Annotated in this window: 18 protein-coding genes; 5 read left to right on the plus strand and 13 right to left on the minus strand. The window is 63.1% G+C overall.

The annotated features are described in order from the left end of the window. Window positions 1-63 precede the first annotated feature (63 nt). Window positions 64-1236, minus strand: a complete 1173-nt coding sequence (locus HF886_RS02150) for an alkane 1-monooxygenase (RefSeq protein WP_169618987.1) — start codon at window positions 1234-1236, stop codon at window positions 64-66. A gap of 197 nt (window positions 1237-1433) precedes the next feature. Next, window positions 1434-1637: a cold-shock protein gene (locus tag HF886_RS02155; RefSeq protein WP_169618985.1), complete on the minus strand. Its 204-nt coding sequence runs from the start codon at window positions 1635-1637 to the stop codon at window positions 1434-1436. Between the two features lie 201 nt (window positions 1638-1838). On the opposite strand from HF886_RS02155, the gene HF886_RS02160 reads away from it, so the two are divergent. Beyond that, a complete protein-coding gene (locus HF886_RS02160; RefSeq protein WP_169651590.1) occupies window positions 1839-3059 on the plus strand; it encodes a pyridoxal phosphate-dependent aminotransferase in 1221 nt (406 codons plus the stop codon). Window positions 3060-3405: 346 nt separating this feature from the next. Further along, window positions 3406-4689 carry a YibE/F family protein gene (locus tag HF886_RS02165; protein WP_169651414.1) on the plus strand — a complete coding sequence of 428 codons (1284 nt, stop codon included), beginning with the start codon at window positions 3406-3408 and terminating at the stop codon, window positions 4687-4689. Between the two features lies 1 nt (window position 4690). On the opposite strand, the gene HF886_RS02170 is transcribed toward HF886_RS02165, so the two are convergent. Then, window positions 4691-6118, minus strand: coding sequence for an Hsp70 family protein (locus HF886_RS02170; RefSeq protein ID WP_169651415.1), 1428 nt, complete (start codon window positions 6116-6118; stop codon window positions 4691-4693). Between the two features lie 146 nt (window positions 6119-6264). On the opposite strand from HF886_RS02170, the gene HF886_RS02175 reads away from it, so the two are divergent. Further along, a complete protein-coding gene (locus tag HF886_RS02175; protein ID WP_169651416.1) occupies window positions 6265-6780 on the plus strand; it encodes a protein tyrosine phosphatase in 516 nt (171 codons plus the stop codon). On the opposite strand, the gene HF886_RS02180 is transcribed toward HF886_RS02175, so the two are convergent. Further along, window positions 6751-8352, minus strand: coding sequence for a polysaccharide biosynthesis tyrosine autokinase (locus HF886_RS02180; protein WP_169651417.1), 1602 nt, complete (start codon window positions 8350-8352; stop codon window positions 6751-6753). The two genes, HF886_RS02175 and HF886_RS02180, sit on opposite strands and share 30 nt — an antisense overlap. 711 nt (window positions 8353-9063) lie before the next feature. On the opposite strand from HF886_RS02180, the gene HF886_RS02185 reads away from it, so the two are divergent. Continuing rightward, window positions 9064-10896 carry a DUF4012 domain-containing protein gene (locus HF886_RS02185; RefSeq protein ID WP_169651418.1) on the plus strand — a complete coding sequence of 611 codons (1833 nt, stop codon included), beginning with the start codon at window positions 9064-9066 and terminating at the stop codon, window positions 10894-10896. 44 nt (window positions 10897-10940) lie between these two features. Continuing rightward, complete coding sequence (locus HF886_RS02190) at window positions 10941-12047, plus strand: glycosyltransferase (protein WP_169651419.1); 1107 nt, start codon at window positions 10941-10943, stop codon at window positions 12045-12047. 224 nt (window positions 12048-12271) lie between these two features. On the opposite strand, the gene HF886_RS21340 is transcribed toward HF886_RS02190, so the two are convergent. The 9 genes from HF886_RS21340 to nhaA all read right to left on the minus strand — a co-directional run bounded on the left by HF886_RS21340 (window position 12272) and on the right by nhaA (window position 24737). After that, a complete protein-coding gene (locus tag HF886_RS21340; RefSeq protein ID WP_169651420.1) occupies window positions 12272-13186 on the minus strand; it encodes a glycosyltransferase in 915 nt (304 codons plus the stop codon). A gap of 214 nt (window positions 13187-13400) precedes the next feature. After that, window positions 13401-14585 carry an oligosaccharide flippase family protein gene (locus HF886_RS02200; protein ID WP_072703145.1) on the minus strand — a complete coding sequence of 395 codons (1185 nt, stop codon included), beginning with the start codon at window positions 14583-14585 and terminating at the stop codon, window positions 13401-13403. Further along, the gene (locus tag HF886_RS02205) at window positions 14582-15886 is read right to left on the minus strand and encodes an O-antigen ligase family protein (protein WP_072703148.1); all 1305 of its coding nucleotides are present in this window, start codon (window positions 15884-15886) and stop codon (window positions 14582-14584) included. The genes HF886_RS02200 and HF886_RS02205 overlap by 4 nt, the downstream gene beginning before the upstream one ends. Window positions 15887-16078: 192 nt before the next feature. Further along, window positions 16079-17185, minus strand: a complete 1107-nt coding sequence (locus tag HF886_RS02210; protein ID WP_169651421.1) for a glycosyltransferase family 4 protein — start codon at window positions 17183-17185, stop codon at window positions 16079-16081. Further along, entirely contained in the window at window positions 17182-18243 is a 1062-nt protein-coding gene (locus tag HF886_RS02215; protein WP_169651422.1) for a glycosyltransferase, read from the minus strand. The genes HF886_RS02210 and HF886_RS02215 overlap by 4 nt, the downstream gene beginning before the upstream one ends. A gap of 2 nt (window positions 18244-18245) precedes the next feature. Continuing rightward, complete coding sequence (locus HF886_RS21345; protein WP_169651423.1) at window positions 18246-19295, minus strand: glycosyltransferase; 1050 nt, start codon at window positions 19293-19295, stop codon at window positions 18246-18248. A 108-nt stretch (window positions 19296-19403) separates the two neighbouring features. Next, entirely contained in the window at window positions 19404-20942 is a 1539-nt protein-coding gene (locus HF886_RS02225; RefSeq protein ID WP_169651424.1) for a sugar transferase, read from the minus strand. Between the two features lie 932 nt (window positions 20943-21874). After that, window positions 21875-22795 (minus strand): SDR family oxidoreductase, encoded by a 921-nt coding sequence (locus HF886_RS02230; protein ID WP_169651425.1) that lies wholly within the window; start codon window positions 22793-22795, stop codon window positions 21875-21877. A gap of 88 nt (window positions 22796-22883) precedes the next feature. Beyond that, entirely contained in the window at window positions 22884-24737 is a 1854-nt protein-coding gene (gene nhaA / locus HF886_RS02235; protein ID WP_169651426.1) for a Na+/H+ antiporter NhaA, read from the minus strand. Between the last annotated feature and the right edge of the window lie 103 nt (window positions 24738-24840).

Here is a 24840-nt window from a genome sequence, read left to right on the forward strand (position 1 = left end):
ACGCTGGTGAAAAAGATTCCGGATCGTTATTCGGACAAGATCGTTCCGTAATATAGCTTCGCGTCAGTCCGAGAATCTGGCAAGGAGCAAATCTCGCTTCGGGGGGTGGATGTTGATGCGTGACAAATCCCGGCCGTAATGCTCCAGCAACCGCTGATCCATGATCCGTCGCCAGAGCGGCGGGACCAGGGACAACACGATCAGGACCGCGTATCCGGCGGGAAGCTGAGGCGCGTCGGGCATGGAGCGCAGCGTCTGGTAGCGGCGCAGCGGGTTCGCGTGATGGTCGCTGTGCCGCTGGAGGTTGTAGAGGAAGACGTTCGAGCAGACATGATTGCTGTTCCAGCTGTGCTCCGGAGCGACCCGTTCGTACCCGCCGCCGGGACGGCTCCGCCGCAGCAACCCGTAGTGCTCGATGTAGTTCGCGCCTTCGAGAAACATGATGGCAAGGGCTGCCTGCACTACCAGCCACGGTGCGATCGACCAGCCGAACACCGCGATGAGCGCCGCGTACAGCACTGTGCTCATGAGCCAGGCACTGAGCACGTTGTTATGCCGCACATTCCACCACGAGAGGCCACGTCGCTTCAGCCGCGCGTTCTCGTACCGCACCGCCGAACCGAGACTGCCGAACACCGAACGCGGCAGGAATCGCCAGTACCCTTCACCGAAGCGTGCGGTCGCAGGATCCTCCGGTGTGGCAACCCTGATGTGGTGCCCGTGATTGTGCTCGACGTAGAAGTGGCCGTAGAAAGATTGGGCGAGCGCCACTTTCGCAAGGTTTCTTTCGATCGACGTGCGCTTGTGCCCGAGCTCGTGCGCTGCGTTGATGCCGACTCCGCCGACGATGCCCAGGGTCGCGGCCAGGGCGAACTTTTCGGCGCCGCCCATGGGCTGCGACACCCAGAGCCAGCAGCCGAAGACGAACCCGGCGTACTGCAGCGGCAGGTAGAGGTACGTGCAGTACCGGTAGTACCGGTCGTTCTCGAGGGGTTTCATCACCTCGTCGGGCGGGTTGCCGGTGTCGACCTTGGCAAGCGCATCGATCAGCGGGCAGATCACCGCGATGATGATGGCGCCGGTCGCCCAGAACACCCCGAGGTGGAAGTGCTGCACCAGAACGTAGGCGAGAAACGGGCTCAACGGGATCGCCAGTCCGTACAACCAGAGGTAGCGCTTCGGATCCCGCCATCGCGCACCCGAGCTTGCGCGCTCGGTGTCGCCCCCCACGCTCATTCCCACCTCACACCGGTTCCGTCTCCGACGGCTTATCGAATCCCCACCGACCACAACGCGACTCGCACGCCGGATCGGCTACACAGTATCCATGGGGCCAGATGTGCGGTGAGACCCGGATCGGCACCGGGAGCAGACACGGCGACGGCGCCGCACCCTGAGATGCGACGCCGCCGCTCGGTCAGCAGAGATGCGCTTCAGATAGCGCGCACACCCTGGGCCTGCGGGCCCTTCTGACCCTGGCCGATCTCGAACTCGACGCGTGCTCCCTCGTCGAGCGACTTGAATCCCGAGCCCTGGATCTCGGAGTAATGAACGAAAACGTCCGCGCCCCCACCGTCCTGCTCGATGAATCCGAAGCCCTTTTCTGCGTTGAACCACTTGACAGTGCCCTGCGCCATACCACTTGCTCCTAATCTTCCCGTACGTCACCCCGACGTACGGCCTTGCTGGAATCCCAATCATCGCACTTATCCGGACATTCGTCGCGGTGGATCCCGCCTTAATTCCGCGTGTCGGGAAAATGCGGATGAAATCGGTTTGCGGGACGGTGGCACCATAGAGGCGTGACTAACGAGGAACAGGGCCAGCTTCACCACCGCATGAGCCGCCGTCTGGAGCAGTCGTCCAAGCTCCAGAACGTGCTGTACGAGATCCGCGGACCGGTGCACGCGCATGCGGCACGGCTCGAAGCGGAGGGCAATCGCATCCTCAAGCTCAACATCGGCAACCCCGCACCCTTCGGGTTCGAGGCGCCGGACACGATCGTGCAGGACATGATCGGGTCGCTTCCGTATGCCCAGGGGTACTCGGAGTCCAAGGGCATCGCGCCGGCCCGGCGCGCGATCGTCACCCGCTACGAGCTGGTCCCGGGCTTCCCCAAGTTCGACATCAACGACGTCTACCTCGGCAACGGCGTGTCCGAACTCATCACCATGACGATGCAGGCGCTGCTCGACGACGGCGACGAAGTGCTCATCCCCGCACCGGACTACCCGCTGTGGACTGCGATGACATCGCTCGGCGGCGGCACACCCGTCCACTACCTGTGCGACGAGACCAACGGCTGGAATCCCGACATCGAGGACATCGAGTCGAAGATCACCGAGCGCACCAAGGCGATCGTGGTGATCAACCCGAACAACCCCACCGGCGCGGTGTACTCCCGCGAGGTGCTCGAGCAGATCGTGCGACTGGCACGCAAGCACCAGCTGCTGCTTCTCGCCGACGAGATCTACGACAAGATCCTCTACGACGACGCCAAGCACGTCTCCCTGGCGACGCTCGCCCCCGACCTGCTGTGCATCACGTACAACGGGCTGTCGAAGGCGTACCGCGTCGCCGGCTACCGGTCGGGCTGGATGGTCATCACCGGCCCGAAGGACCACGCCGCCGGATTCCTCGAGGGCATCGATCTGCTCGCATCCACTCGCCTGTGCCCGAACGTTCCGGCCCAGCACGCCATCCAGGTGGCCCTGGGTGGCTACCAGAGCATCGACGACCTGGTGCTGCCCGGCGGGCGCCTGCTCGAGCAGCGGGACGTCGCGTGGGAGCGCCTGAACGCGATTCCGGGCGTGAGCTGCGTCAAGCCGCGCGGCGCGCTGTACGCGTTCCCCCGGCTCGACCCCGAGGTGTACGACATCCACGACGACGAGCAACTGGTCCAGGATCTGTTGTTGCAGGAGCGCATCCTGGTCACACAGGGCACGGGCTTCAACTGGCCCGCCCCGGACCACTTCCGCATCGTCACGCTGCCGTGGGCCCGGGACCTCTCCGTTGCGATCGAGCGGATCGGCAACTTCCTCTCGAGCTACAAGCAGTAGCGGCACGCCCGCGAAAGCGATCGTTGCGGAACGGTGACGCAGGGGCGCTAGAGGCGAAAGTCCCTGTTCGGTGCCCTCGGAGTCTGTTCGGACCTGGACGGTCCGTCCGATTCGTGAGGAGCGCCACAGAATCGCGGGCCCCGCGGACCCCCAAAAGCAAGTAGCTTGGATTTCGGCACTCAGTGCCGGGCTCCCTGACCGACGCCATCCCCCCTGTGCGAGGTCAGGTGACGGTGGCGGGGACACCCCCCTGCTCCCCGCCACCCCCAGCCCACTGTCTTCGGTTCACTCCTCGTGGTCGGCCACCGCCTGCGCGTGTCGCGCGGCGGGTGGTTAGCCTGTGGCCGTGAGTCACGGACACGGACACGGCCACTTCGACGGACCTGCACCACTGGGCCCGCTCGCCGCGAAGATCGTCATCGGATTGCTGGTGGCCATCGGCGCCGTCGTCCTCCTCGGAACGGTGCTGCTCTGGCCGAGCAGTCAATCCATCGACGTTCCGGCCCCGTTCCAGACCACCGGCGGTGACGCAGTGGTCACCGAAGCCGGAACAGTGGTGGAGCAAGGTCCCGGCGCGTGCGGTAGCCCGTCGTCCGGGCGCGTGTTCCCCGGCGACCCGCTGCCCCCGCCCGTGGGCGGGGCCTACGAGTGCGAGCGCAGCATCATCGCGATCGAGTCCGGTCCCAACGCCGGCGCCTTCACCTTGCTCGAGGTGGTCCCTGGTCCCGGGCAGCCCGAATTTAGCACCGGCGACGACATCCGGATCGTCCGCCAGACCGACCCCACAGGTGCCACCCAGTACTCGTTCTACGACTTCGCGCGCGGCCTGCCACTGACCCTGATCATCGCGGCGTTCGCGATCGTCATCGTCGCCGTCGCCCGCTGGCGCGGCCTGCGGGCGCTCATCGGCCTCGGCGTCGCCTTCGCGGTGCTCGTGATGTTCATGCTCCCGGCCCTCCTCGACGGAAAACCGGCCGTACCAGTCGCACTGGTCGGCGGGGCACTGATCCTCTACGCCGTGCTGTATCTCGCCCACGGGGTCAATCTCCGGACCAGTTCGGCGTTGCTCGGCACCCTCGCGTCGATGGCCCTCGCCGCATTGCTCTCGTACGTCGCGATCCGGATGACCCATCTGACGGGTCTGTCCGAAGAACAGAACACCGACGTCCAGATGTACATCGGCACCGTGTCGATCAGCGGCCTGCTGCTGGCAGGCTTCATCATCGGCTCGCTCGGTGTGCTCAACGACGTCACGATCACGCAGGCCTCGTCGGCGTTCGAACTGGCATCCCTGGATCCACGCGCGTCGCGCCGGGAGATCTTCGCGTCCGCGATGCGGGTCGGCCGCGACCACATCGCCAGCACCGTCTACACGCTCGTGCTCGCCTACGCGGGTGGTGCGCTGCCGCTGCTGCTGCTCTTCTCCGTCGCGGGCCGGTCGATCTCCGACGTGGTCACCGGCGACGCGGTGGCCGTCGAGATCGTGCGCGCATGCGTGGGCGGTATCGCGCTGGCGCTGTCGGTTCCCCTCACCACAGCGATCGCCGCCGTGCTGTCCCGGGCCGGAAGCCCGCCGGTCGCGCCGGGCCGGCACTCCCGCCCCAACGGGGGCGGGCAGCCGGGCCGGTAGGTCACAGACCGGGTACGCGGAGTTCCGGTAGCCGGGGCAGTTCGATCGTCGGGAGCGGCGGCAACGTCGGTACCGGAATGTTCAGGCCCGGGACCTGCGGTTCCGGAGTCGGTTCCGGCGACGGAGGCGGCGGTACCGGTCGCGGCTCGTAGGTGGTCGTGGGCGACTCGGTGGTGGTCGTGGGAGTGACCGTCGACGGTGACACAGCGGGCGCGGGCCGTGGCCGCGTCGACGACGTCGTGGGCTGATCGAACGACTGCGTAGGACTCGTCCCGCGGCCGTCCGCGGGCGCTCCGAACACGGAGTTCCCCGCGCTCAAGGCGATACCGATCACCGCGACGACAGCCAGCGCCGACCCGGCCAGTCCGGCACCGGAGATCTGCTTGCCGCTGACCGAAGGTCCCCTCCACGACAGCGCGGACCACCACGGCTTCGCGTCGTCGTCGGTCTTCTCCGCAGGCTTCTCCGGCGGCGGCGAGGACACCGCCGCCTTGACCACCGGAATGCGGTCGGTGTCTTCGCTGACCGGCGCGGGACGCGGAGGCACGATTCGGGTGAGCGGACTGATCGGTTGCGACGACGGCGGCCGCGCAGCGACGATCGCACCGCCCTTGGCCAGGACGAGTTCGGGTTCGTGAGGCACGACCAGCGGCAGCTTCAGCCACGAGCGCAGCACTTCCTGGACCAGCGGCACGTGCGCGCCGCCCCCGAGCAGCACCACGGCCTCGGGATTGCGGTTCGAGCGGGCGATGACGTTGTGCACGAACTGCGCGGACGACTCGACGCACTGCGAGATCAGCGGGTCGAAGGTGTCGCGCGACAGGAACACCACACCGGCCGCTCCGGGAACCGCCACGGTATCGCTCTCGGAGAGCTTCTCTTTCGCCTGCCGGCACTGCGCCGACAATTCGTTGTCGGTGCTCGGGTCGTCGGGACGCCACACGCCGTTGGTATCGAGCGCATGTTCGCGGATGGCTTTGTCGAAGACGCGGCCACCGATCGAGTCGGTCCGTTCGGCGAGGACCTGGCCGGCGCGCAGGTCGACCACGGTGACCGTCAGGCCCGCGTCGCCGAGGTCGTAGAAGACCGCCGTGTTGCTGCCCAGCTCGCCGGTCGCCTGCAGATAGGTCAAGGCCGCTTCGGGCTCGGACACGAGCGTGAAGCGGTCGAGCTTCTCGGCGGACAGTGCGGCACGCAGGCGTTCGGCCTGTGCCTGATCGCGGTAGACGAGCCCGACCGTCTCGATCGGATCGCCGGCCACGCCTGCCTGGAACAGCACGCCGAGCGTGCTCGCCGCGAGTCGCGCCGGGTCGTCCTTTCCGGTCTCCACGACCTGGAATTGAAAACCCGCAGAGGGTGCGGTCCGATCCACCGGACGCACGATCCGGACGGCGCTTTCCCCCACGGTTACACCGAGAACCGAACTCATGAGCCGCCTTCGACAGTTGGTCGCGCCAGCGGCGTTGTCTCTCCCCGGCGCCTTTCGAATCGCTCCGATGCTACCCAATGCCGGATACGACGCCAGGGCCGGTTCGTGGGACAGCCCCTCGCGGCGGCGTCCCCTACGATCGGCGGATGCGGATTCTCTTCGTGTGCACCGGAAACATCTGTCGCTCGCCCACCGCCGAACGGTTGACCACAGCATTTGCCGCCGAGTCGGGGCGGGACGACCTCGACGCCCACAGTGCGGGCACCAGGGCCGTGGTGGGACACGGCATGGAGCCCACCGCCGCGCTCGTGTTGCAGCAACTCGGGGGTGACCCGGAAGGATTCGTCGCGAGACGGCTGACTCCGGAAATCGCAGAGGACGCCGACCTCGTCCTCACGATGAGCGAACAGCATCGGGGCGACGTGATCACGCTCGCACCGCGGATGATGCGCGTGACGTTCACGCTGCCGGAAGCCGCGCGCGTGCAGCAGGCTTCGGGCGCCGCGTCCGTCGCAGAACTGGCAGAGGCCCGGGCACAGTTTCCTGCGTCCGGGCCGGAAGACATCGTCGACCCGATCGGTCGCGACGAGGAGACATTCGTCGCGGTCGGATCGGAGATCGCCGACCTTCTGCTACCCCTGCTCGCCCGAATCCGGAGCTGAACCGGTGGCGGGGCGCGGTGGCGTGTGGACCGCAGGCCACGACTCCAGCGGTTGATGGTTTTCCTCGGAGTGGCGGCCCGCAGGCGCGACCGGCCCGGTCAGCTTTCTGCCGTTGCCCAGTGCGTGTCGAGGCGGGGCCGGCGGATCGATGGCCGGGCCGGGGACCGCCGGATTTTCGACAGCCTGCTTGGGTGCCGCCCCTGCGGCGTGCGTCCTCTCGGCGTCGTAGTAGTACCGGTACTCGTACGACGCGCCGCGTCCCTTCGTCGGAACCATGGTGAGAATCGTTCCGAGGAGTGTCGCGTCGACCGCTTTCAGATTGCCGATCGCACGGCCGAACTGGTCGCGGGTGGTCTTCCCGTACCGCGCGATGAGCAGAGCACCGTCGGCGATGCGTGTGAGAATCGCCGCGTCGGTGACGGGCAGCAACGGCGGCGCGTCGATGACGACGTAGTCGAATCGGGACCGGAGATCGGTGACGACCTCCTCGGTCTGTGCCGATCCGAGCAACTCCGACGGGTTCGGCGGCAACGCACCGGCGGCAAGCACCCACAGCGAGTCGAAGCGTGTCGACTGCAGCACGGCGTCGAGCGACGCCTGGTGCGCCAGAACCGTCGACAGCCCGGCATCGCCCAAGACACCGAGATACTTCGACACCCGAGGCCGGCGGAGGTCGGCCTCGACGAGCACGACCGGCTTGCCCGCTTCCGCCAGTACGAGGGCGGTGTTGATGGCCGTTGTCGTCTTGCCTTCGGTCGGGACCGAACTGGTGAAGACCAGTACGCGGGGAGGGTTGTCCACCTCGAGGAACTGCAGGTTGGTGCGCAGTTCCCGGTATGCCTCGGCGTCACCGCTGTTCGAGTCGGCGAACGTGATGGCCGGCTCTTCGTGCCGCGCTTTCTCCATCGGAATGACGCCCACGACGCCCGTACCGGCGATCTCCTCGATGGTGTTGCGGTCCTTGACGGTGTTGTCGAGCCGGTCGCGCAGCACAGCGAGCGCGATGCCGAGCAACAGTCCCACCGCGAGACCGAGCGCGACATTGCGGCTGGTCTTCGGGACGACCGGCGTCGACGGGGTGGCGGCGTACTGCTCGACGACGACCCTCGCGGTGGGTTCGCCACCCGATTCGGGTGTTTCGAGTTCACGCGCCATGACCACGAATTCGTCCGACAGCGCGTTCGCGAGATCGCGAGCCCGCTCGGGCGATTCGTCGGTCAACGCGGTGTCGATGAGGACGGTGTCCGGTGTGGACGACGCCGTGACGCGGGCGGCGAGTTCGCCCGGCGTCATATCCGTGATGCCGAGTTCGTCGAGTGCCCGCTGGGCGAGGGTGGTACCGGCCAGCAATTCTGTGTAGGACGCCACGCGCTGCTGCGAGAACAGGTTGCCCTGGTAGATCTCCTGGACCGACGCGCCCGACGTCGTCGACACGAACAGTCGTGTCTTCGCTTCGTACTGCGGCGTCGTGAGCAGTGACACGGTGAGTGCGGCGAGCACCGCCACGATGGTCACCACCGCGATGATCTTCCAGCGCGCCTGAAGAATTCGCACGTAGTCGTGAACTTCCATCAGGCGGTCTCCCTCGTTGCGGTGACAGCGCGCGGGCGCCTTATCGGCGACGTAGAGGTTTCCGAGATCGGCTGCAGCACCGAATAATTCGATGTCGCCGTCATAGCGCTAGCACAGGCGGTACGGGCACTCCGGCTCCGCACGGCGGACCCCCTCGAGACAGTGAGCGGCAACATCGCGGAACACATCCGGAGGTCCCTGTTGCGCCAGGTCGCGACCTGGTCCGGTCGCCTGCACCTCGTACAGGGGGCGCGCGCCGAGATAGGGTGCGAGCCCGGCGTGCATCCACGACAGGCCGCTCACGGGGCGCACACAGAGGACCGGTGGGGGTCGAGCCGCTCGAGAACTGCTTCGACATCCTGCGGTGCCCTGTGGCCCGCGGGCGAACGAGTACACCGCGCAATTCCGCGTCGTGCGCCGAAATGAACAGAATGTACGAATTCAATTCCTTGCGCATACCAGAGACCCCGCCGGCTCGAGGACAGCGGAAACGTTGCACCGCACTCCGTCACCTGCCCGATATGACAGATCCGATGTCGCCGAGCGAGTTACACCATGATCATCCCCGCTCGAACTGCCCGGATCACCCGACTCTCATGTCTCGATCGATATCCGAAGTGTACTTACGGATAACGATCGGTACCACGTGAATGAACGGCCGATAGAAAGTCCGGTTATCGTCAGTATCGGAACCAGTGAAGGGGTTCGAATGTGAACGATGCTACCCGTGAGCCGGAATCGGCCGATCCGGGTCGGCGCAGAGTTCGCCACCGCCCGTCCGACGAGGAAATCGGTGCTCGACACAAAAAGCGTCGGCGAGTCCGGATCGGTGGCGGCGCGGCGCTTCTCGTCGCCGTCGGCTTCGCCGGCTGGCTGGGATACGAGGGGCTGCAGGCGAGATCGGACCTCGAGACGGCCCAGGACTTCGCGATGCAGGCCAAAGACGCACTGCTGTCTGGAGATACCCAGAAGGCATCACGAGCAGCCGACGACGCCGATCGATATGCGCAAAACGCCCAGAATTCCGTCGATTCAGTTCCCTGGCGACTTTCTTCCGCTGTTCCGCTCATAGGAGATCCGCTCGACTCCACCCGTCAGATGACCGCGATCGTGAGCGGCCTGACGCAGGACGTTCTGCTGCCGGCGGTGGACGCGGGCAGTGCGGTGGCACCCGATCAGTTGATTCTCGACGGCGCCCGGATCAACCTCACGGCACTGCGTGACGCCGCACCCGTCCTCGAAACCACCGCGGCCACGATCACCGATCTCGACGCGCAGGCCCAGGCGGTCGACAGCACCTACGTCGGGCCGATCGAGGACGCGCGCGTGCAACTCCAGGACCAAGTGTCCGAATTGTCTGGGCTGCTGAACAATACGGCTACCGCCGCAAACATCGCGCCGGCAATGCTCGGCGCGGATGGGCCACGGAGTTACTTCGTCGGCTTCCAGACCAATGCCGAGGCCCGAGGCACGGGTGGTCTGCTGGGTGGCTTCGGAGTAGCAAGAGCGGTCGACGGTGCCGTCAGCCTCGCTGACGTCACGAGCAACCGCGAGTTCCGATTCGACTACGCACCCATCGATCTCGGACCTGAATTCCAACAAGCATACGGTGGCAGCCGCCCCACGCAAGACTTCCGTAACAGCAACATCAGCAGTCATTTCCCTTACGCCGGACAGATCTGGCAGTCGATGTGGCAGCAGGAAACCGGCGAAAAGGTCGACGGCGCAATCGCCACCGACCCCGTCGCGCTGAGTTACGTCCTCGATGCGGTGGGCGACGTGACCTTGCCGGACGGGGAGACGATCACAGCAGACAATGTCGTGGAGTTGACGGAGTCGACCGCGTACACGCGGTTCGGTGACGATCAGGCTGCGCGTAAGAACTATCTGGAGACTGTCGCGCAGACAGTTGTGCAGAAACTGGCCGGCAGCATTTCGCGTCCCCAGGCACTTCTCGAAGCACTCGGTCGCGCCGCAGTAGAGGGACGTCTCGCCGTCTGGAGTTCAGTACCGGAAGAACAGGAAGTGCTGGCGACATTTCCCCTCGGACAGGTGGTTCCCGACGATCCCGCCCCCTACGCCGGCGTGGTGATCAACAACCTCGGGGGCAACAAACTCGACTACTACCTGGAGCGAGAGATCCTGTATACCGCCGGACCGTGCGAAGGCGAGACCCGCGATTCGTCCGTCACGGTGCGCCTCACCAACACCCTCCCCGCAGGTGACTACACCGATTACGTCGCGGGAATGTTCGACAATCCGGTCGGCGCACCCGTGGGCACCAACCTTTCGGATGTGGGATTACTTGCTACGCAGGGTGCCACGCTGAAAAAGGTGACCGTCGACGGCACCCCGGCCTTCGGATTCGGAGGCAAGGAACGCGGGCACCCGAAGTTCAGCGTGCAGGTGCCGGTGCGCTCCGGGGAAACGGTCGAAGTTGTCTATGAACTCGCTGAGCCGGTCGCTCCCGGCGAACCGCGTGTACCGCTACAGCCGTTGGTCGATCGGCCAGACGTCAAGGTCCATGCGCCACCTTGCAATTGAGGTCGATTGCACCTCTCGCGAACCTGCGGAGATGGGAGAGCATCATGAAGAAGTCAGTCGTCATCATCGGTACCCGCGGGTACCCCAGCTATTACGGCGGGTTCGAGACTCTGGTCAGGAACCTCGCGCCTTTCCTTTCCGCGAAGGGCTGGGAGGTGACGGTTTACGGCCGTGAAGGTGCGACCAACGACCATGACTCCGGGCGTGATCCGGCTGTCAGGGCCGTAAACACCAGGGGCATCGATTCGAAGTCGCTCAGCACGCTCTCGTACGGACTCACTTCCAGCATCCACGCAGCGGTTACCCGTCCCGACGTCGCACTGGTCATGAACGTGGCAAACGGATATTGGCTTCCGATTCTCAAGGCGCGCCGCATCCCCACCGTAGTGAACGTCGACGGCATCGAATGGGACCGTGCGAAGTGGGGTAAGAAGGCAAGAACCGCGTTCAAGCTGGGTGCCCACCTCACCGCGAAGTTCGGCGACCGGATCGTCGTCGACTCACACGAGATCGAAAGGCGCTGGTGGGAGGACTTCCACCGCAGCGGGGACTTCATCCCCTATGGAGGCTCCGACCCGGGACCATTGCAATCGGTCGACGGTCTCACCCCGGGAGGATACGCGTTGATGGTGGCGCGGTTTGTGGAAGAAAACACGGTCGACGCGTTCTTCGAAGCTGCGGAGGACATCTCCACGGATTGGGAAGTGGTGATCGTCGGGTCATCGGGTTACGGAGGGGAACTCGATCTACGAGCAGAGCGGCTGTCGAAAAACTCTTCCCGAATCCACTGGACGGGACATATAAGCGACGACCAGAGGTTGTTCTCGCTGTGGCAGAACGCAGGAGCATACTTTCACGGACACAGCGTCGGCGGAACCAACCCGGCGTTGGTGCAGGCGATGGCTTGTGGCGCTCCGATCGTCGCACGGGACACTGTATTCAACCGTGAGGTGCTGGGTGAATCCGGACAATTCGTTTCGCCCACACCGAGCGCGATCACCGCCTCGATTCGCTCGCTGCTCGGTGACACCGACCGGCAGGCCGAGTTGCGCAGAAGTGCGCGAGACCGCCAGGCAGCGGAGTACACATGGGACATCGTGTGTAAGGCATATGAGACATCACTCCTCGATGCCTTGTTCTCGACGTTGTAGGGGCGCCGCGTGTCCGGTTCCGGAGATTCCCGACTTCTGGGAGTAACACAGCACCCACCAACCCGGCCACGACAATCAAAAAGACTGCCAGGTTAATTCGGGTTGACTACCACCTAATTCTGAAGGACCTCTTGATTGTCCACACGTTCCAGTCACCGATCGATAACGAATCACGACGCCAGCGTTCAACCAACGATCTCGACCACGAACCCTGACGGCGGAAATCATGCCGACACCTCCGCAACTATCCCAAGCATCCTCGATGAACGCGCTTGTACGCTGAAGGAAGACAGATCAAGGTCTTCGTTACTCACAACTGACCCGAGCCCTTGGAATGCGTCAGACCATGCCGAACGCTCAACAACGAGGATCTGTTCACCCGCAGCATTGGCCATCCGTCCAAGATGTACCGCGGGCGTGACAACCACCTTCACACCACAAGCCAAGTAATCGACCAGCTTCATCAGCGACGAAGATTTCACATACTCCGACTCCCTGAACGGTATCATCCCGACAGCGGAGGCCTTGAGAATGCGCAGGACATCTTCGTAATCGACGTTCCCAAGCTTATGCAGGTTCGGTGCATCACCGATCTCGCATAGCCGAGGTCCGCCGCCCGCTACGATGAACAACCAATCCGGGTTGGACTTGACAGTGTTGTTCAACAGATCGAAATCGATTCTTTCATTTATCCCTCCAGCATAGACAGCTACTCGGGTTCGGTGCCCACCCGGGTCTATCGAAGCGATCCGCTCGAGGTCCACGCCGTTTTCAGCACAGTAAGTAAACACACCGAACATTTCGAACTCGTCACGTAACGCTGGCGAAACCACGAACGTGGCGTCGGCCGCATCAGCGGTCCGCAATACATATTTCAGGTGCTGCCGACTACGCCGATCATGGCGGCGGTTTGCACTCGGATCCCAGTGCCTGTCGATTACGTCGAAAATCCGAAAACGCCAGGTTTCGAGTGACACAATCTCGGGGAAGAACCACCAGTAGGCAAGGAGTCCAGGGTTCACAATGTCATATCTCCTGATCATCGCACGCACAACATGTAGCAGATAAATTGATACAACTTTTCGCCACCATGTCGGGAAGGCAAGCGGAACAAAATCGAACAACCGTGGAAGCGTCACCACATGGAGATTTCGGTCGATCGTACAATATGTCGAGCGCCAGTTCCTGAACGAGACCGCAGTACGAAGTAGGTCTCTCGGATCCCGGCGCGGCCTCTGCGTTGAACGACACAGGTACCATACGTCGAGCGTCTTGGAGAGTTCGCGGGTCATTTGAAGTGAGGTTTGGTTGGCTTTCGATTCGAATGGAATGCCCCCCAACACAATTATCGATTCACCCGGATACATTCGACCTTCCTTTCCTCGATACCCGCAGAGCACACAAAAGCGCAAGAAAGAGCGACTCCGATATCAAGAGGGAGATCGCGGATGAAGTTGCGCCCCCACGAGCCAGCGCAATAAGAGAAACAATCTGCACGATCAGCGCCACGACGTAGAACGTCGTGGTCCGACCATACGCGCCCTCGGCAACGAGCGACGTAAGAACTACAGTCGCCCCATAAGCCAGCGGAATTTGAAGTGACAAAACCATGAGCGCCGGGGCGGACGCCCCCGCCTCGCCCCCGTAAACGAACTCCAAGATCGACTCTCCGGAGATGAACACGACCAAGGGCACGAAGATGGAAGCGCCTACCGTTACTAGAAATACACGAAGAATGCTGTATTCGTGCCGGACGAACAACGGCAACAAGACCGTCTGCAAGATATTTGCGGGGATGAGCAGCAACATCTGGATTCGCAGGGCCGTCGACAAGATGACAAATTCTGATTCAGCGAGTAAATACGATCCCCCGATCGTAAGGCAGGAAGCATAGGCGTGCACAACCAGAGCCTGAACGATCAACCACCTCGACGCATACATCCAATCGGGGCGGATTTTCGGGGTCAGCGAAGTAAAGTACAAGCGAAGCGAACCGTGCGACAGCCACACTATTGCCAAGAATGCCGCCAGAGAACCAGCTGAATACGCAAAGGCAGCGAACAGCGTTGGTGTAACAGAGAGGATTGCGATCCCAAGACCAGCTGTGACCACCGCCGAAGTCACTCGCCCCAGAGCGAGCGCTGACATGTTACCGCGCGCTTGGAGCAGATAAGTCGGCGCTGCAGCCGCGCCGAGCGGCGCCAGGACCAATGCCAGTGTCATACCGACGCCGGCGTTCATGCAAGATATCGGGACGACGATCGCGAGACCGATCATGGCGAGGACCAACTGGACCGAAGAGGTTTCGCGTACAACCACCCGCACCCGATCGCCCGCGGCGATACGCCGGACCGCGTGTGCAGTCAAACCCGCGTCTCCGACCACAGTGGCGTACATCAGAAGGGACTGCGCAACGCTCAGGTGCGCGAGTTCCGTCAGCCCGACCCGCCTCGCGAAATACGCTGTGAAGGCAAAGAGAGCGAGTTTACTTACTGCTTCCCCGAAACCCAGCGCGAAACTACCTCGCAGTATCCTCACGTCGCGGCCTTACGACCCGGATTGTTGTTTCCGGGTTTCCTCCTCGAATCGCCGCGCCCGCCGTTCGCCGCTGCAAGCCCGACCAACATCCAGGTCTCCAAAAGCCACAGGACACTCGTACCTATCGATATGGTCGTGTATGCGACCAATATCGCCGTGGCGACGCCGAAACCGATGGCCCTGCCGGCGCGCCTCCACACCGCAAACACAACCATCGAAACAACCAGCAGGGTGATTATTCCCCCGTCGTACAACAGCTGCAAAGGCAGATTACCGAGATACGACGGACGCATCATATCCGGCACGGTCGGATCGAGGTGTCGCTGTCCGAACGAGTTGAATCCCGACCCGAAAACAAAGTTCTCCGTCGATGACGAGATATCGCTCCACGCAACCTTCCAACTGGTGTAACGAACAATCTCGGTCCCGCCGGAGAAATCCAGCCCGGTAGCGAATTTTGCGAGCCCGGGATCATATCTGGTCGCAAGCGACAACCCGATCCAGCATACGACGCCCACGAATGCAGCAGAAGCAATGATCCTACCTCGCGTGAAACCGAGAATCGCCAGGGCTAGGACAAACGCCAGAAGCGCACCGCGCGTGTGCGTTGCGAGAATGGCAACAGGAGCAAGGAAGAGCATCGCAATGCGCAGACGAGAACTGAATTGGCGGAGCGGATCAGCTATGCAGATAACAGACCAGATACACACCAGGCCACCGAGAATATTCGCCTCGATGCTGAGCACATATACTGCGTAGCCGCCATACGCCGGATCGAATTGCGCACCGATGCTGTAGCCGGAAATATTCGACAGACCGTACAGAAGTATCGCAGTCAGCGCGACAGCAAAGTTCACCCACACTGCCGATCGGACGATGAGTCCGATGAAATCAGGGTTGACGGATATCCAGAATGCAGCCGTAGCGCACACCGCCATCCAGGCGAGGGTCGAAATCGATTTACCGACGTCTACCGAATGGAGTATCGAGACAACCGCGAGGTACGCGATCCAAAGGTATACGACAAGAAATAGATTGAGCTGGAACCTGGGGATTTTTCGTCGTTGTACGATATCGCCGAGTATCGAAATGAGAGCGGCTGCTCCGACTACGATCTCAGGACGCACGCTCGTCGGGCCGATCTCAGCGACCGGACGGGTGACGAACATTGCGAGGACGAGGCCGATCGCAAGGTACCGCCGGTTCGCCGCGAGGAATACGACCAGCAGACCACCGCCGACCATGAGGACGGCCCCGAGACCCGTGAAAGCCGCGGCCGCCCCACCACCGATTGCGACCACAACGACGCCCGAAATGGTGGGGATGTTCTCGGGGCGACCTCGCCGTACTGGAAGCGCGCGCGCAATTCGGGAGGTCGTAGACTTCCGATCCGCTCGAGGTTCCACCAGATCACCTATTGCTCGCCGATGCGACCCGGGCGGAGACGGCGAACAGTGATCCCGCCCGTCCGATGGAGTGACTTCGCTGCTTGTTCATCCGCCTCCCGCCTTCGTCCGCCCACTGGTAGCCGACTCCGCTGACGCGATGACGTCACAGACGACACACTCGCGAACCTCCCTCGAAAACTTCTTCAGAACCGATTCCCGAGGCGGCAAGTCTTGCCACCGTCCGCGGTTCACAAGCGCGGTTCGGATGAACGCCGCGAGGCCCTCTACGGAGGGCATTTCAAGAACGGACATTGCCCCTACGAGCGGCAGGACCTCGGCAGCACCGCCCTCCAGGTGCCCCAAAGTATGAATCCCTGACGCCCATGCTTCGAGCGGCACCAACCCGAAAGACTCTGGGCGCGTGGGGAAACAAGCCACAGCGTCGACGACTCCCTCAAGACTCTGCACGCCGTCGACCTCCCCGACGTACGTGATGCGCCGGTCGGTTGCCGCCTCATCGATTATCGCTGCCAAGTGATGTTCCTGGCCGGGGAACGGTCCACCCGCGAGAACGAGGGTCATCTCCATATCGCGAAGTGCAGGACGCCGAAGGGCGCGGACAACCTCCAGATGTCCCTTGCGCCCATTCGTGCGTCCGACAACTGCGATCGCGGGTCTGCAACCGGTAGTTTTCGCCGAGAGCGAGTTGACCGAGTCCGGGGAGAAAATCGGATAGGTAACAGATATTCTGTCCGCTGATATACCGCCCTTCGACATCCACGCCTTGGCAGCCTCGCTGCACGCTGTGATCGGGAAGCTTCCGGCACGCAACAGCCAAAGCAATACGACGCCTACCGCCCCTCCTTGAATCTCGTGGACCGATACGTAGAAGCTCTGCCTCCGAAGCACCAGGAGTGGGATATAACTTGCCAATGCGAGTGTCCAGACGACTACGAGATCTGCTCCGCGTATTACCGCCGGCATCCGCGGATTCCCAATTGTTTTCAGCGACTGGGCACGACGGAGTACTTGGAGTTCACGATCAACGACAACGTGTGCACCGAGCGTCGTAAGCTTCTCCGTCAGAGGGCCTTTCATCGGTAGCACAACCGCTACATCCCACGCGTTCGAGAGAAAAATCGATACCTCGTCCAACAGCACTCTGCTCGCGCCGTATATGTCGTTGCTACCGTGCAGGAAAGTCACCTTCATGATCCGACTTCCTTCACCAATAGGCGCCATCGGTCTCGGAATTGTTCTGGCCCCGTAGAAACCCCTGCCCGCTCGATCGATCTCGCACGTGAGGATTCCCATGCCGGCCCGTCGCAGATACTGATCATGGACTCGAGCAGTCTTGCCTCGTCAGCAGCGTAGTCACACCCGGAAGCGGGATCCCCGCCCATTACCTCGGCTAGAGCGCCCCGGGCAGTATGTACAACCGGTAATCCGTGGGATGCGGCCTCCAGAGCGGGGAGGCAGAAACCCTCGTCGAGAGACGCCACTATCAGACAGAACGCGTTGTCGTACAGATCAGATAGGTGTCGGCTGCTGATTCCCCTGACGACCTCGATCCATTCATGCTCCGGATCCGCACGGCCGATCGCGCGTTGCACGGCGGACTCTGCGTTGCCCGGCCGCGCAACCAGTGTCAAACCGAAGTCGATGCCGCTGATACGGCGTGCTGTCGACACGGTATTGACAGCGATATCCAGCCTTTTATGCCGGTCGGTGGACGCCACCGCGAGTACGGTCGGCTTTCGCATGCGTTCTTCGTAGCCGGGAAGGTTCGCGTTCGGCCGGATAGGTTGCGTCGGCCAGGGTATAACGACGACGCTGGTTCCCGGCCATCGTGCGAGTATCCGGTTCTCACTGTGCTCAGACGGCGTGACCACTACGCGGGCGGCACGAACCGAGATGCCGAAGGCCATCCTCGCGTACACGTTGTAACCCCGGTCGAAAAGTGCCGGGTGATCCAGAACCATCGTGTCGTGCATGATGACGATCGAGGGAAGATGTCGCGCGCCCAACCCCGTGTTGGCGCAGTGCACGATGCAAGAAGCATCGACTTTACTTGCAGTCCTCGGAGTGTGGACGAAGTCCCACCTGAGCATTCCCGCCAATCGCCCGACCCTGGACTTCGGTTCTCTGCCGATTGTCATCCGGTACACATCGGTGCCGCCATCGGCGAGTGCACGGGCCACCTGTGTAGCCCCAATGCTCGAACCGCTGACCCCTCGTGCGCCGATGAAGTCGTTCAGAACCACGATCATCGTCATCCCCCCGAAGCCAGTCGGTAGGAGCGTGCAAGCGCTTCGGCAAGAGTGCGGTCGGACAATTTCCCTGCCTGAACGAGAGCGAGTCTACGATATTTACTGAGGCGATCTCGGTCTTCGACAAGGTTCACGACCTTGTCGGCAAAATGGCAAACAGCATCGCGGGGCATCGAACCGAGTAGATCCTGTTCCGCCCACGGTATGGGGTCGTCCACCAAGAATTCTTCGAGTCCGATCATCTCCTCCACTGACGTGTTCCGGAACGCCAGGACGGGGCAACCGCATGCCATAGCCTCGATAGGAGGCAAACCCTGACCCTCGTAGGCACTGGGATAAATGAAACAAATCGACGCGGAATACAAGTCGCGGAGCCCCGCGTCGCTCAACTCTCCGACTACCGTGCAATCCGGGAACTCGTGTGCCCTTATTCCCCGACCGGCGATTCTGACCTGGATCTCCGATTTTCTGAGTTGTTTCGCGATCTGCTGAATCCAGTGATAGCGCTTCCTGTCATCCCGGGACCTCTGGTCGACGAGTGCACAGGCATAAGCAACCGGACTGTCAGCCCGCCCGCTCGGACCACGACGAAATGCCGCACTCACCGGGATCGGAGCCGTCACAATCTTCTCCGGCGCGACGCCCAACCTGTCTGCGATGCGACTCGCCGTATAAATCGAGTTTGCAACGACGACATCGCATCTCGTAGCTTGGGAGTGGTAGAAGTCGGTCTTCACGCCCCGCTTCGTATATCCGTAGAGGTCCAAGGGAATTATGTCCTGTATCGAACACACCCACGGACGCGTCTTGATCAGTGGAAGATGCGTCACGGTCGTCGAGTGGAACAACGAGACCTTCCTCAACTGCCCCAAGGTAAGCACGTGATCCAGCAAAGAGTTCGCCGGCACTCGATAGTGAGATGTGGAGACCGGAACGACCTCCACACCGCGTATCCCTTGCGCCGCCGCTCTTATTTCCACGGTATATCTTCCAAGGCCGCGGTCACTACCGGGTTGCACGAGTGCGCCGACATCAAGCCCGATTCGCGTCACGATGGCAGTACCCCCTCCCGTTTGCACGGCTGATGCACTGGTACTTCGCCCTCGGTCACGACCGACTCATTCGCCACTTCACCCTCGCCCGGCTTTCGCTGCCCCCTCTCAGTACGCACCTTCGCTCACCAGCACAGCCTTGACCGTCTTTCCGATGATCAGTACATCGTTGACCATCGACCAGTTCTCGACATACGAGAGATCCAGCCGCACTGCCTCATCCCACGACAGGGACGACCGCCCGCTGACCTGCCACAGTCCCGTCAGTCCCGGCCGCACCAGCAGTCGTCGGCGGACTCGGCCGTCGTACCCTTCCACCTCACGACGCAGCGGTGGGCGCGGCCCGACGACGCTCATTTCGCCGCGCACCACGTTGATGAACTGAGGCAACTCATCGACGCTGAAGCGTCGAATAATCCGCCCCACGCGCGTCACCCTCGGGTCGTCGCGCATCTTGAACAGAAGTCCGGATCCTTCGCTCCGATCGAGCAACGCCGGGATCTGTTCGTCGGCGTCGATCACCATCGAGCGGAACTTGATCATCGCGAACGGTAGTCCATCCATCCCGATGCGCTCGGCTCTGTAGAACACCGGGCCCTTGTCGTCGAGCCGGATCGCCAGCGCTACCAACGCGAACACCGGACTCAGCACGACCAGCACGGCCGACGAAAACGCGAGATCGAACAACCGCTTCCCGCTGCGCTTGGCACCGTGGTACCGCGGCTTCTCCACATGGATCAGCGGCAGGCCGGCAACAGGGCGCATTTCCAGGCGCGGCCCGGCGACGTCCACTACCCCGGTGGCAACGACAAGATCGGCTTCGAGCGGTTCGAGCATCCATACGAGGTCTTGAATGCCTTCGTGCCCGAGAGTTTCGGTGGCAGTCACGGCCACGGTGTCGGCACCGGAGATCTTCAGCGCCTCGACCACCGACGATTCGTCGCCGTAGATGGGGATACAGCGTCCGCCGACATCGATATCCTCCCCGGGCACCCCTGAGTACCGGGGGACGCACACGCCGACGACATGGTACCCGTCGGTTTTCTTGCGCTCGAATGTCTGCGCCATGTGCCGAACGGCACGGGCACCCCCGACGACCAGCACGCGCGTGCTGAACTGACCCGACCGACGTTTGCGCCAAACAGCCTTACGCCACAACCATCGACTGAGCAGTAGGGTCATCAAGCCCGCCGGCAGTGCGATCGCCAGATACCCGCGGGCAAGCTCCATCCGGAAGACGAGCGCCAAAATGGCGACGATGCCGAACAACCGGAGGGTGCTTGCGATGACGCGCTGGTACTCGTCGAAGCCGGAACCCACGACTCGCCGGGACCGCGTGCGGAAACCGGCGAGAACGATGATCCAGGCAGCTGCCAACGCGACGGAGACCAGTGTGTAGTCGAGGGCGTGGACGGTATCCACAGTCAGCAAGCTGTCGTGGCCGAATCGGACCACGTGCGCCGAAACGACCGCGAGAACCACGATCACGGCGTCGGTCCAGAACAGCCGGCGCACGTATGCGCGTTGCCAGCTCCGCCGTTCTGCCGATGAACCGCCTCTGGGATCGCCGGTGCGCACCTGTTCGCGACGTACCGCGCGCCGATCGAGAGTAGCTGCGGACCGTCGCTTTTCGGGTACCGCGGTCATCGTGCCTTCGTCCTCATACGTGTCTCCTCCCCGAGACAACCGTCGACCCCGAACTCGGGTCCGAGACAACCATCGGCCGGGAACGAGTCAGGCAAACCACCCCGAATGCCCATGCGAAACGCCGTAGACCATCCACTACTGCTCCGTGTCGCTGGGGTAACTATAACGTCACTTGCAGCTCGTAGCATCTGAGAGCAGTTTGATTCCCGGCCTTGCTATTGCCCATTCTTCGCTAATGGTGCGGATTGCGATCTTGCATCTGCGACCACCCAGCCACACAGGTAACACACACGGCCACAGCGGTACTGAATCCCCGCATGTGCGGTGAAACTACGCGAAGACCCCCGCAGCCGTCTGTGTTGCGGAGTCGAGAGGGTTTTCGCGGGCAATTTCCGAATTTGTCCGATGGGCTTCGACAGATTGCCCTCACCCGGCGTCTGTGTCTCGGCGTAAGCGCTTCTGAACGAACGGGAGATCGGGTTGGTGCCGGTAAAGGCTCAGACAGAGGAGAGCTCGTCATCCGGAGCTCATCGGGGGGTGCGTAACTGCCCCGAAGATCGGGATACGAATCGTCCGTTACCGACAAATCGCGATGTTCGGGCGTATGTAATCTGAACGGATGAACTTCGTCCGCAATGCCCTGGAGGAGCGTAACGAGAAGAACGAGGCGCTGGATACACGGTGTGTCGCAAGTGAATCCCGGGGGGTTCGGGAGCGGCCGGTCTCGGGGAGGAGACTCGGATGGGGGCGGGGCGTCGGTCGAGGCCCTTCGGGGCTCACGACGCCGGTCTTGGTTGTCGGTGACGCCCGGGGCGGTGCGCCACATGACACAGGCCTCCGACCGCCGACGCGGTACACGTCCAGGCCGTAGGCGTGTACCGCGTCGCCTCGGTGCGCCCGCGACCATGTCGACGGGCAACTCGAGGAAGTGGCTACGGGGACGGCATCCCACCGTTGACGTGGATCGTCGATCCCACCACGTAACTCGATTCGGGCGACGCCAGGAACACATACGCCGGCGCCAGTTCGGTGGGCTGCCCCGCGCGCCCCAGGGGTGTGTTCTGCCCGAACTCGGGAAGTTCCTCTTTCGGCTGTCCATCGGAAGGTTGCAGCGGTGTCCAGATCGGACCCGGCGCGACGGCGTTGACGCGGATACCCTTGCCGGCGAGCTGGTGTGCCAGGCCCTTCGTGAAGTTGTTGATCGCCGCCTTGGTGGAGGCATAATCCATCAGCGTCGGCGACGGCATGTACGCGACGATCGACGTGGTGTTGATGATGGTGCTCCCGGCCTCCAGATGCGCGAGCGCGGCGCGAGTGGTCCGGAACATCGCGAGGATATTCGTTTCGAACGTCTCCTCGAGTTGCTCGTCGGGCAGCTCTTCGAGACCGGTCGTCGCGATCTGCTTGCCCGCGTTGTTGACGAGGATGTCGAGTCCGCCGAGATGTTCGGCCGCGTCATCCACCACGCTGCGGCAGAAACGAGCGTCCGTCATGTCGCCACCCAGCGTCACCGCCTTCCGGCCGCTCTCCGAGATGATGCGGGCGACGTTCTCCGCGTCGGATTTTTCCTCGGGCAGATGTGAGATCGCGACGTCGGCGCCCTCGCGCGCGAACGCGATCGCCACAGCCGCACCGATTCCGGAATCACCGCCGGTCACGAGCGCTTTGCGCCCTTTCAGGCGACCGGTGCCGCGGTACGAGAACTCGCCGATGTCGGCTCGTGGCTCGAGCTCGGATTCGTGTCCCGGTTCCGGCTGATGTTGCTCCGGGGGCGTGATCGACGGGTAGCGAGTCACGGGGTCCTGGAAGCGGAGTTGATCGGTCCGCGTTGTGTGGGCGTCCTCTTCAGCCATCAGTACCTTCCTGAGCTATTCGGATGCTGGTCCGCACGTCGGCTTCCCTCTGTATGCGCACCCAAACCTCGCGCGCGTGCGGAGTCGGTCAGACTTCGCGCGCTTCTTCGAGTCTGCTGATCAAGGTCGCCGCGTCGAACGGCCCGGTGTGCAAGGGAAGACCCGTGCCGGTGGCTCCGAGGTAGAACGTGGGTGTCCCGGACAGGTTGCTGGTCGCGGCGTCGAGATCGTCGTCGTCGACTCGGTGCCGGTAGCGGTCCAACCGCAGATCCTCGTCGAATCGGTCCATGTCGAGGCCCAGTCGCTCGGCGTAGTCGTAGATCTCCTCTTCGGACAGGGCGTCGCTGTGGGCGAAGAGGAGGTCGTGCATCTCCCAGAACTTGCCCTGCGCCGCGGCCGCCTCGGAGGCCTCGGCTGCGAAACGCGCGTGCGGATGCACCGCATCGAGCGGGAAGTGCCGGAAGACGTACCGGAGGTCGTCACCGAAGTGTGTGCGTACTTCCTGGATGCCCCCGGTGGCCCTGGTGCAGAACGGGCACTCGAAATCGGCGTACTCCACAAGCGTGAGCGGTGCGTTGTCCGGTCCCCTCACGTGATCTCGGCCCGGATCGACCGGACGCAACAGCACAAGTCCGGTGACCCCGTCGGTGGGGCGGCGGTGATCTGCCAAACGGAACAGCGCCCAGCCCGATCCGGTCGCGAGCACGGCTGCGACGAGTACACCGAGGCGCGCATCGTTGGCCGCCTCGGGCGATTCGAACGCCAGGTCCACGATGAACAGGGAGATGGTGAATCCGATGCCCGCAAGTGCTGCGCCACCGCTGACCTGAGCGAGAGTCAAGCCCGGCGGCAGGCTTCCGGGCCGCAGACGGGAGAACACTGCGGTGGCTGCGGTGATCCCGACCAGCTTGCCCACCACCAGACCGAGAACGACACCCCACGTGATCGGTGAGACGATCGCGTCGCCGATCGTCTCGCCGGTGATCACCACACCGGCGTTCGCGAGAGCGAAGATCGGCACCACGAGAAAGGCTGTATACGGCTGATAGAACCGGAGCAACCGCTCGTTGACGGACACCGCGCGGAGAACACCGAGTTGCGCCGCGCGCGCATAGTCGGGATTGGGTGATTGGCGGAATGCCCGCGTGAGCTGACCCGCCCGTTCCACCTCGGCGCGCCGCGGCGGATAGATGGGAAGGATCAGCGCGATCAGTACACCGGCAAGGGTGGGATGCACGCCCGACTCGTAGAAGGCCACCCACGTTGCGGCCGCGACGAGGAAGTAGGCGACGCCGCGCCACACTTCGAGCCGGCGGAACTGCATGATCAACAGCAAACCCGCGAAGCCGAGCAGCAGGTACCCGAGTCTCAGCTGCTCGGTGTAGAAGAACCCGATGATGGCGAGCGCACCGATGTCGTCGGCCACCGCGAGCGCGAGGATGAACACCCGCAACCGGGCCGGGCACCGTGGTCCGACGAGCGCGAGCGCGCCCAGCACGAACGCCGTGTCGGTGGAGACCACCACGCCCCACGCACCCGCAGCCTCCCCGCTGGGGTTGAGCAACAGGTAGAGCACGGCAGGCAACGCGAGACCGGCAACGGCGGCTACCAGTGGGACAGCGGCCCGTGTGCGATCGGTGAGCTCTCCGATGGTGAGTTCCCGCTTCACTTCCAGACCGACGACGAAGAAGAACAAGGTCATCAGGCCGTCGTTCACCCAGTCCTTCAAGTCGAGGGTGATGGCGTAATCCCCGATCCGGATGCTCAGCGGGGTGTGCCAGAACGCCTCGTAGGAATCTCCCAGGTTTGCCCAGACAAGCGCCACGACCGTGGCGGCGAGCAGGAATCCCGCCGCCAGCGTGTCGTCGTCGGTGCCGTCACGGATGCCGGCGAGCAGCCTGGACACCCGACGAAGATTCGTGGGATTCTCGTCGACCGTCATCTGCCCTCACTTCGAAGTCCGTTCCGAGTCTCCCGCGGAACACTCCAACGCCCCCTCGAAAGCGTAAAGACGACGGCGCGACATGGCAGGGTACGAAACAGAC

Source organism: Rhodococcus sp. 105337 (assembly GCF_012844225.1).
Classification (GTDB): domain Bacteria; phylum Actinomycetota; class Actinomycetes; order Mycobacteriales; family Mycobacteriaceae; genus Rhodococcus.

What these genes read in the sequence shown, in the direction of transcription:
- HF886_RS02150 (WP_169618987.1), bottom strand. Translation starts at nt 1,236, where the DNA reads ATGAGCGTGGGGGGCGACACCGAGCGCGCAAGCTCGGGTGCGCGATGG.
- HF886_RS02155 (WP_169618985.1), bottom strand. Translation starts at nt 1,637, where the DNA reads ATGGCGCAGGGCACTGTCAAGTGGTTCAACGCAGAAAAGGGCTTCGGA.
- HF886_RS02160 (WP_169651590.1), top strand. Translation starts at nt 1,839, where the DNA reads ATGAGCCGCCGTCTGGAGCAGTCGTCCAAGCTCCAGAACGTGCTGTAC.
- HF886_RS02170 (WP_169651415.1), bottom strand. Translation starts at nt 6,118, where the DNA reads ATGAGTTCGGTTCTCGGTGTAACCGTGGGGGAAAGCGCCGTCCGGATC.
- HF886_RS02175 (WP_169651416.1), top strand. Translation starts at nt 6,265, where the DNA reads ATGCGGATTCTCTTCGTGTGCACCGGAAACATCTGTCGCTCGCCCACC.
- HF886_RS02180 (WP_169651417.1), bottom strand. Translation starts at nt 8,352, where the DNA reads ATGGAAGTTCACGACTACGTGCGAATTCTTCAGGCGCGCTGGAAGATC.
- HF886_RS02190 (WP_169651419.1), top strand. Translation starts at nt 10,941, where the DNA reads ATGAAGAAGTCAGTCGTCATCATCGGTACCCGCGGGTACCCCAGCTAT.
- HF886_RS02210 (WP_169651421.1), bottom strand. Translation starts at nt 17,185, where the DNA reads ATGAAGGTGACTTTCCTGCACGGTAGCAACGACATATACGGCGCGAGC.
- HF886_RS02215 (WP_169651422.1), bottom strand. Translation starts at nt 18,243, where the DNA reads ATGATCGTGGTTCTGAACGACTTCATCGGCGCACGAGGGGTCAGCGGT.
- HF886_RS02225 (WP_169651424.1), bottom strand. Translation starts at nt 20,942, where the DNA reads ATGACCGCGGTACCCGAAAAGCGACGGTCCGCAGCTACTCTCGATCGG.
- HF886_RS02230 (WP_169651425.1), bottom strand. Translation starts at nt 22,795, where the DNA reads ATGGCTGAAGAGGACGCCCACACAACGCGGACCGATCAACTCCGCTTC.
- nhaA (WP_169651426.1), bottom strand. Translation starts at nt 24,737, where the DNA reads ATGACGGTCGACGAGAATCCCACGAATCTTCGTCGGGTGTCCAGGCTG.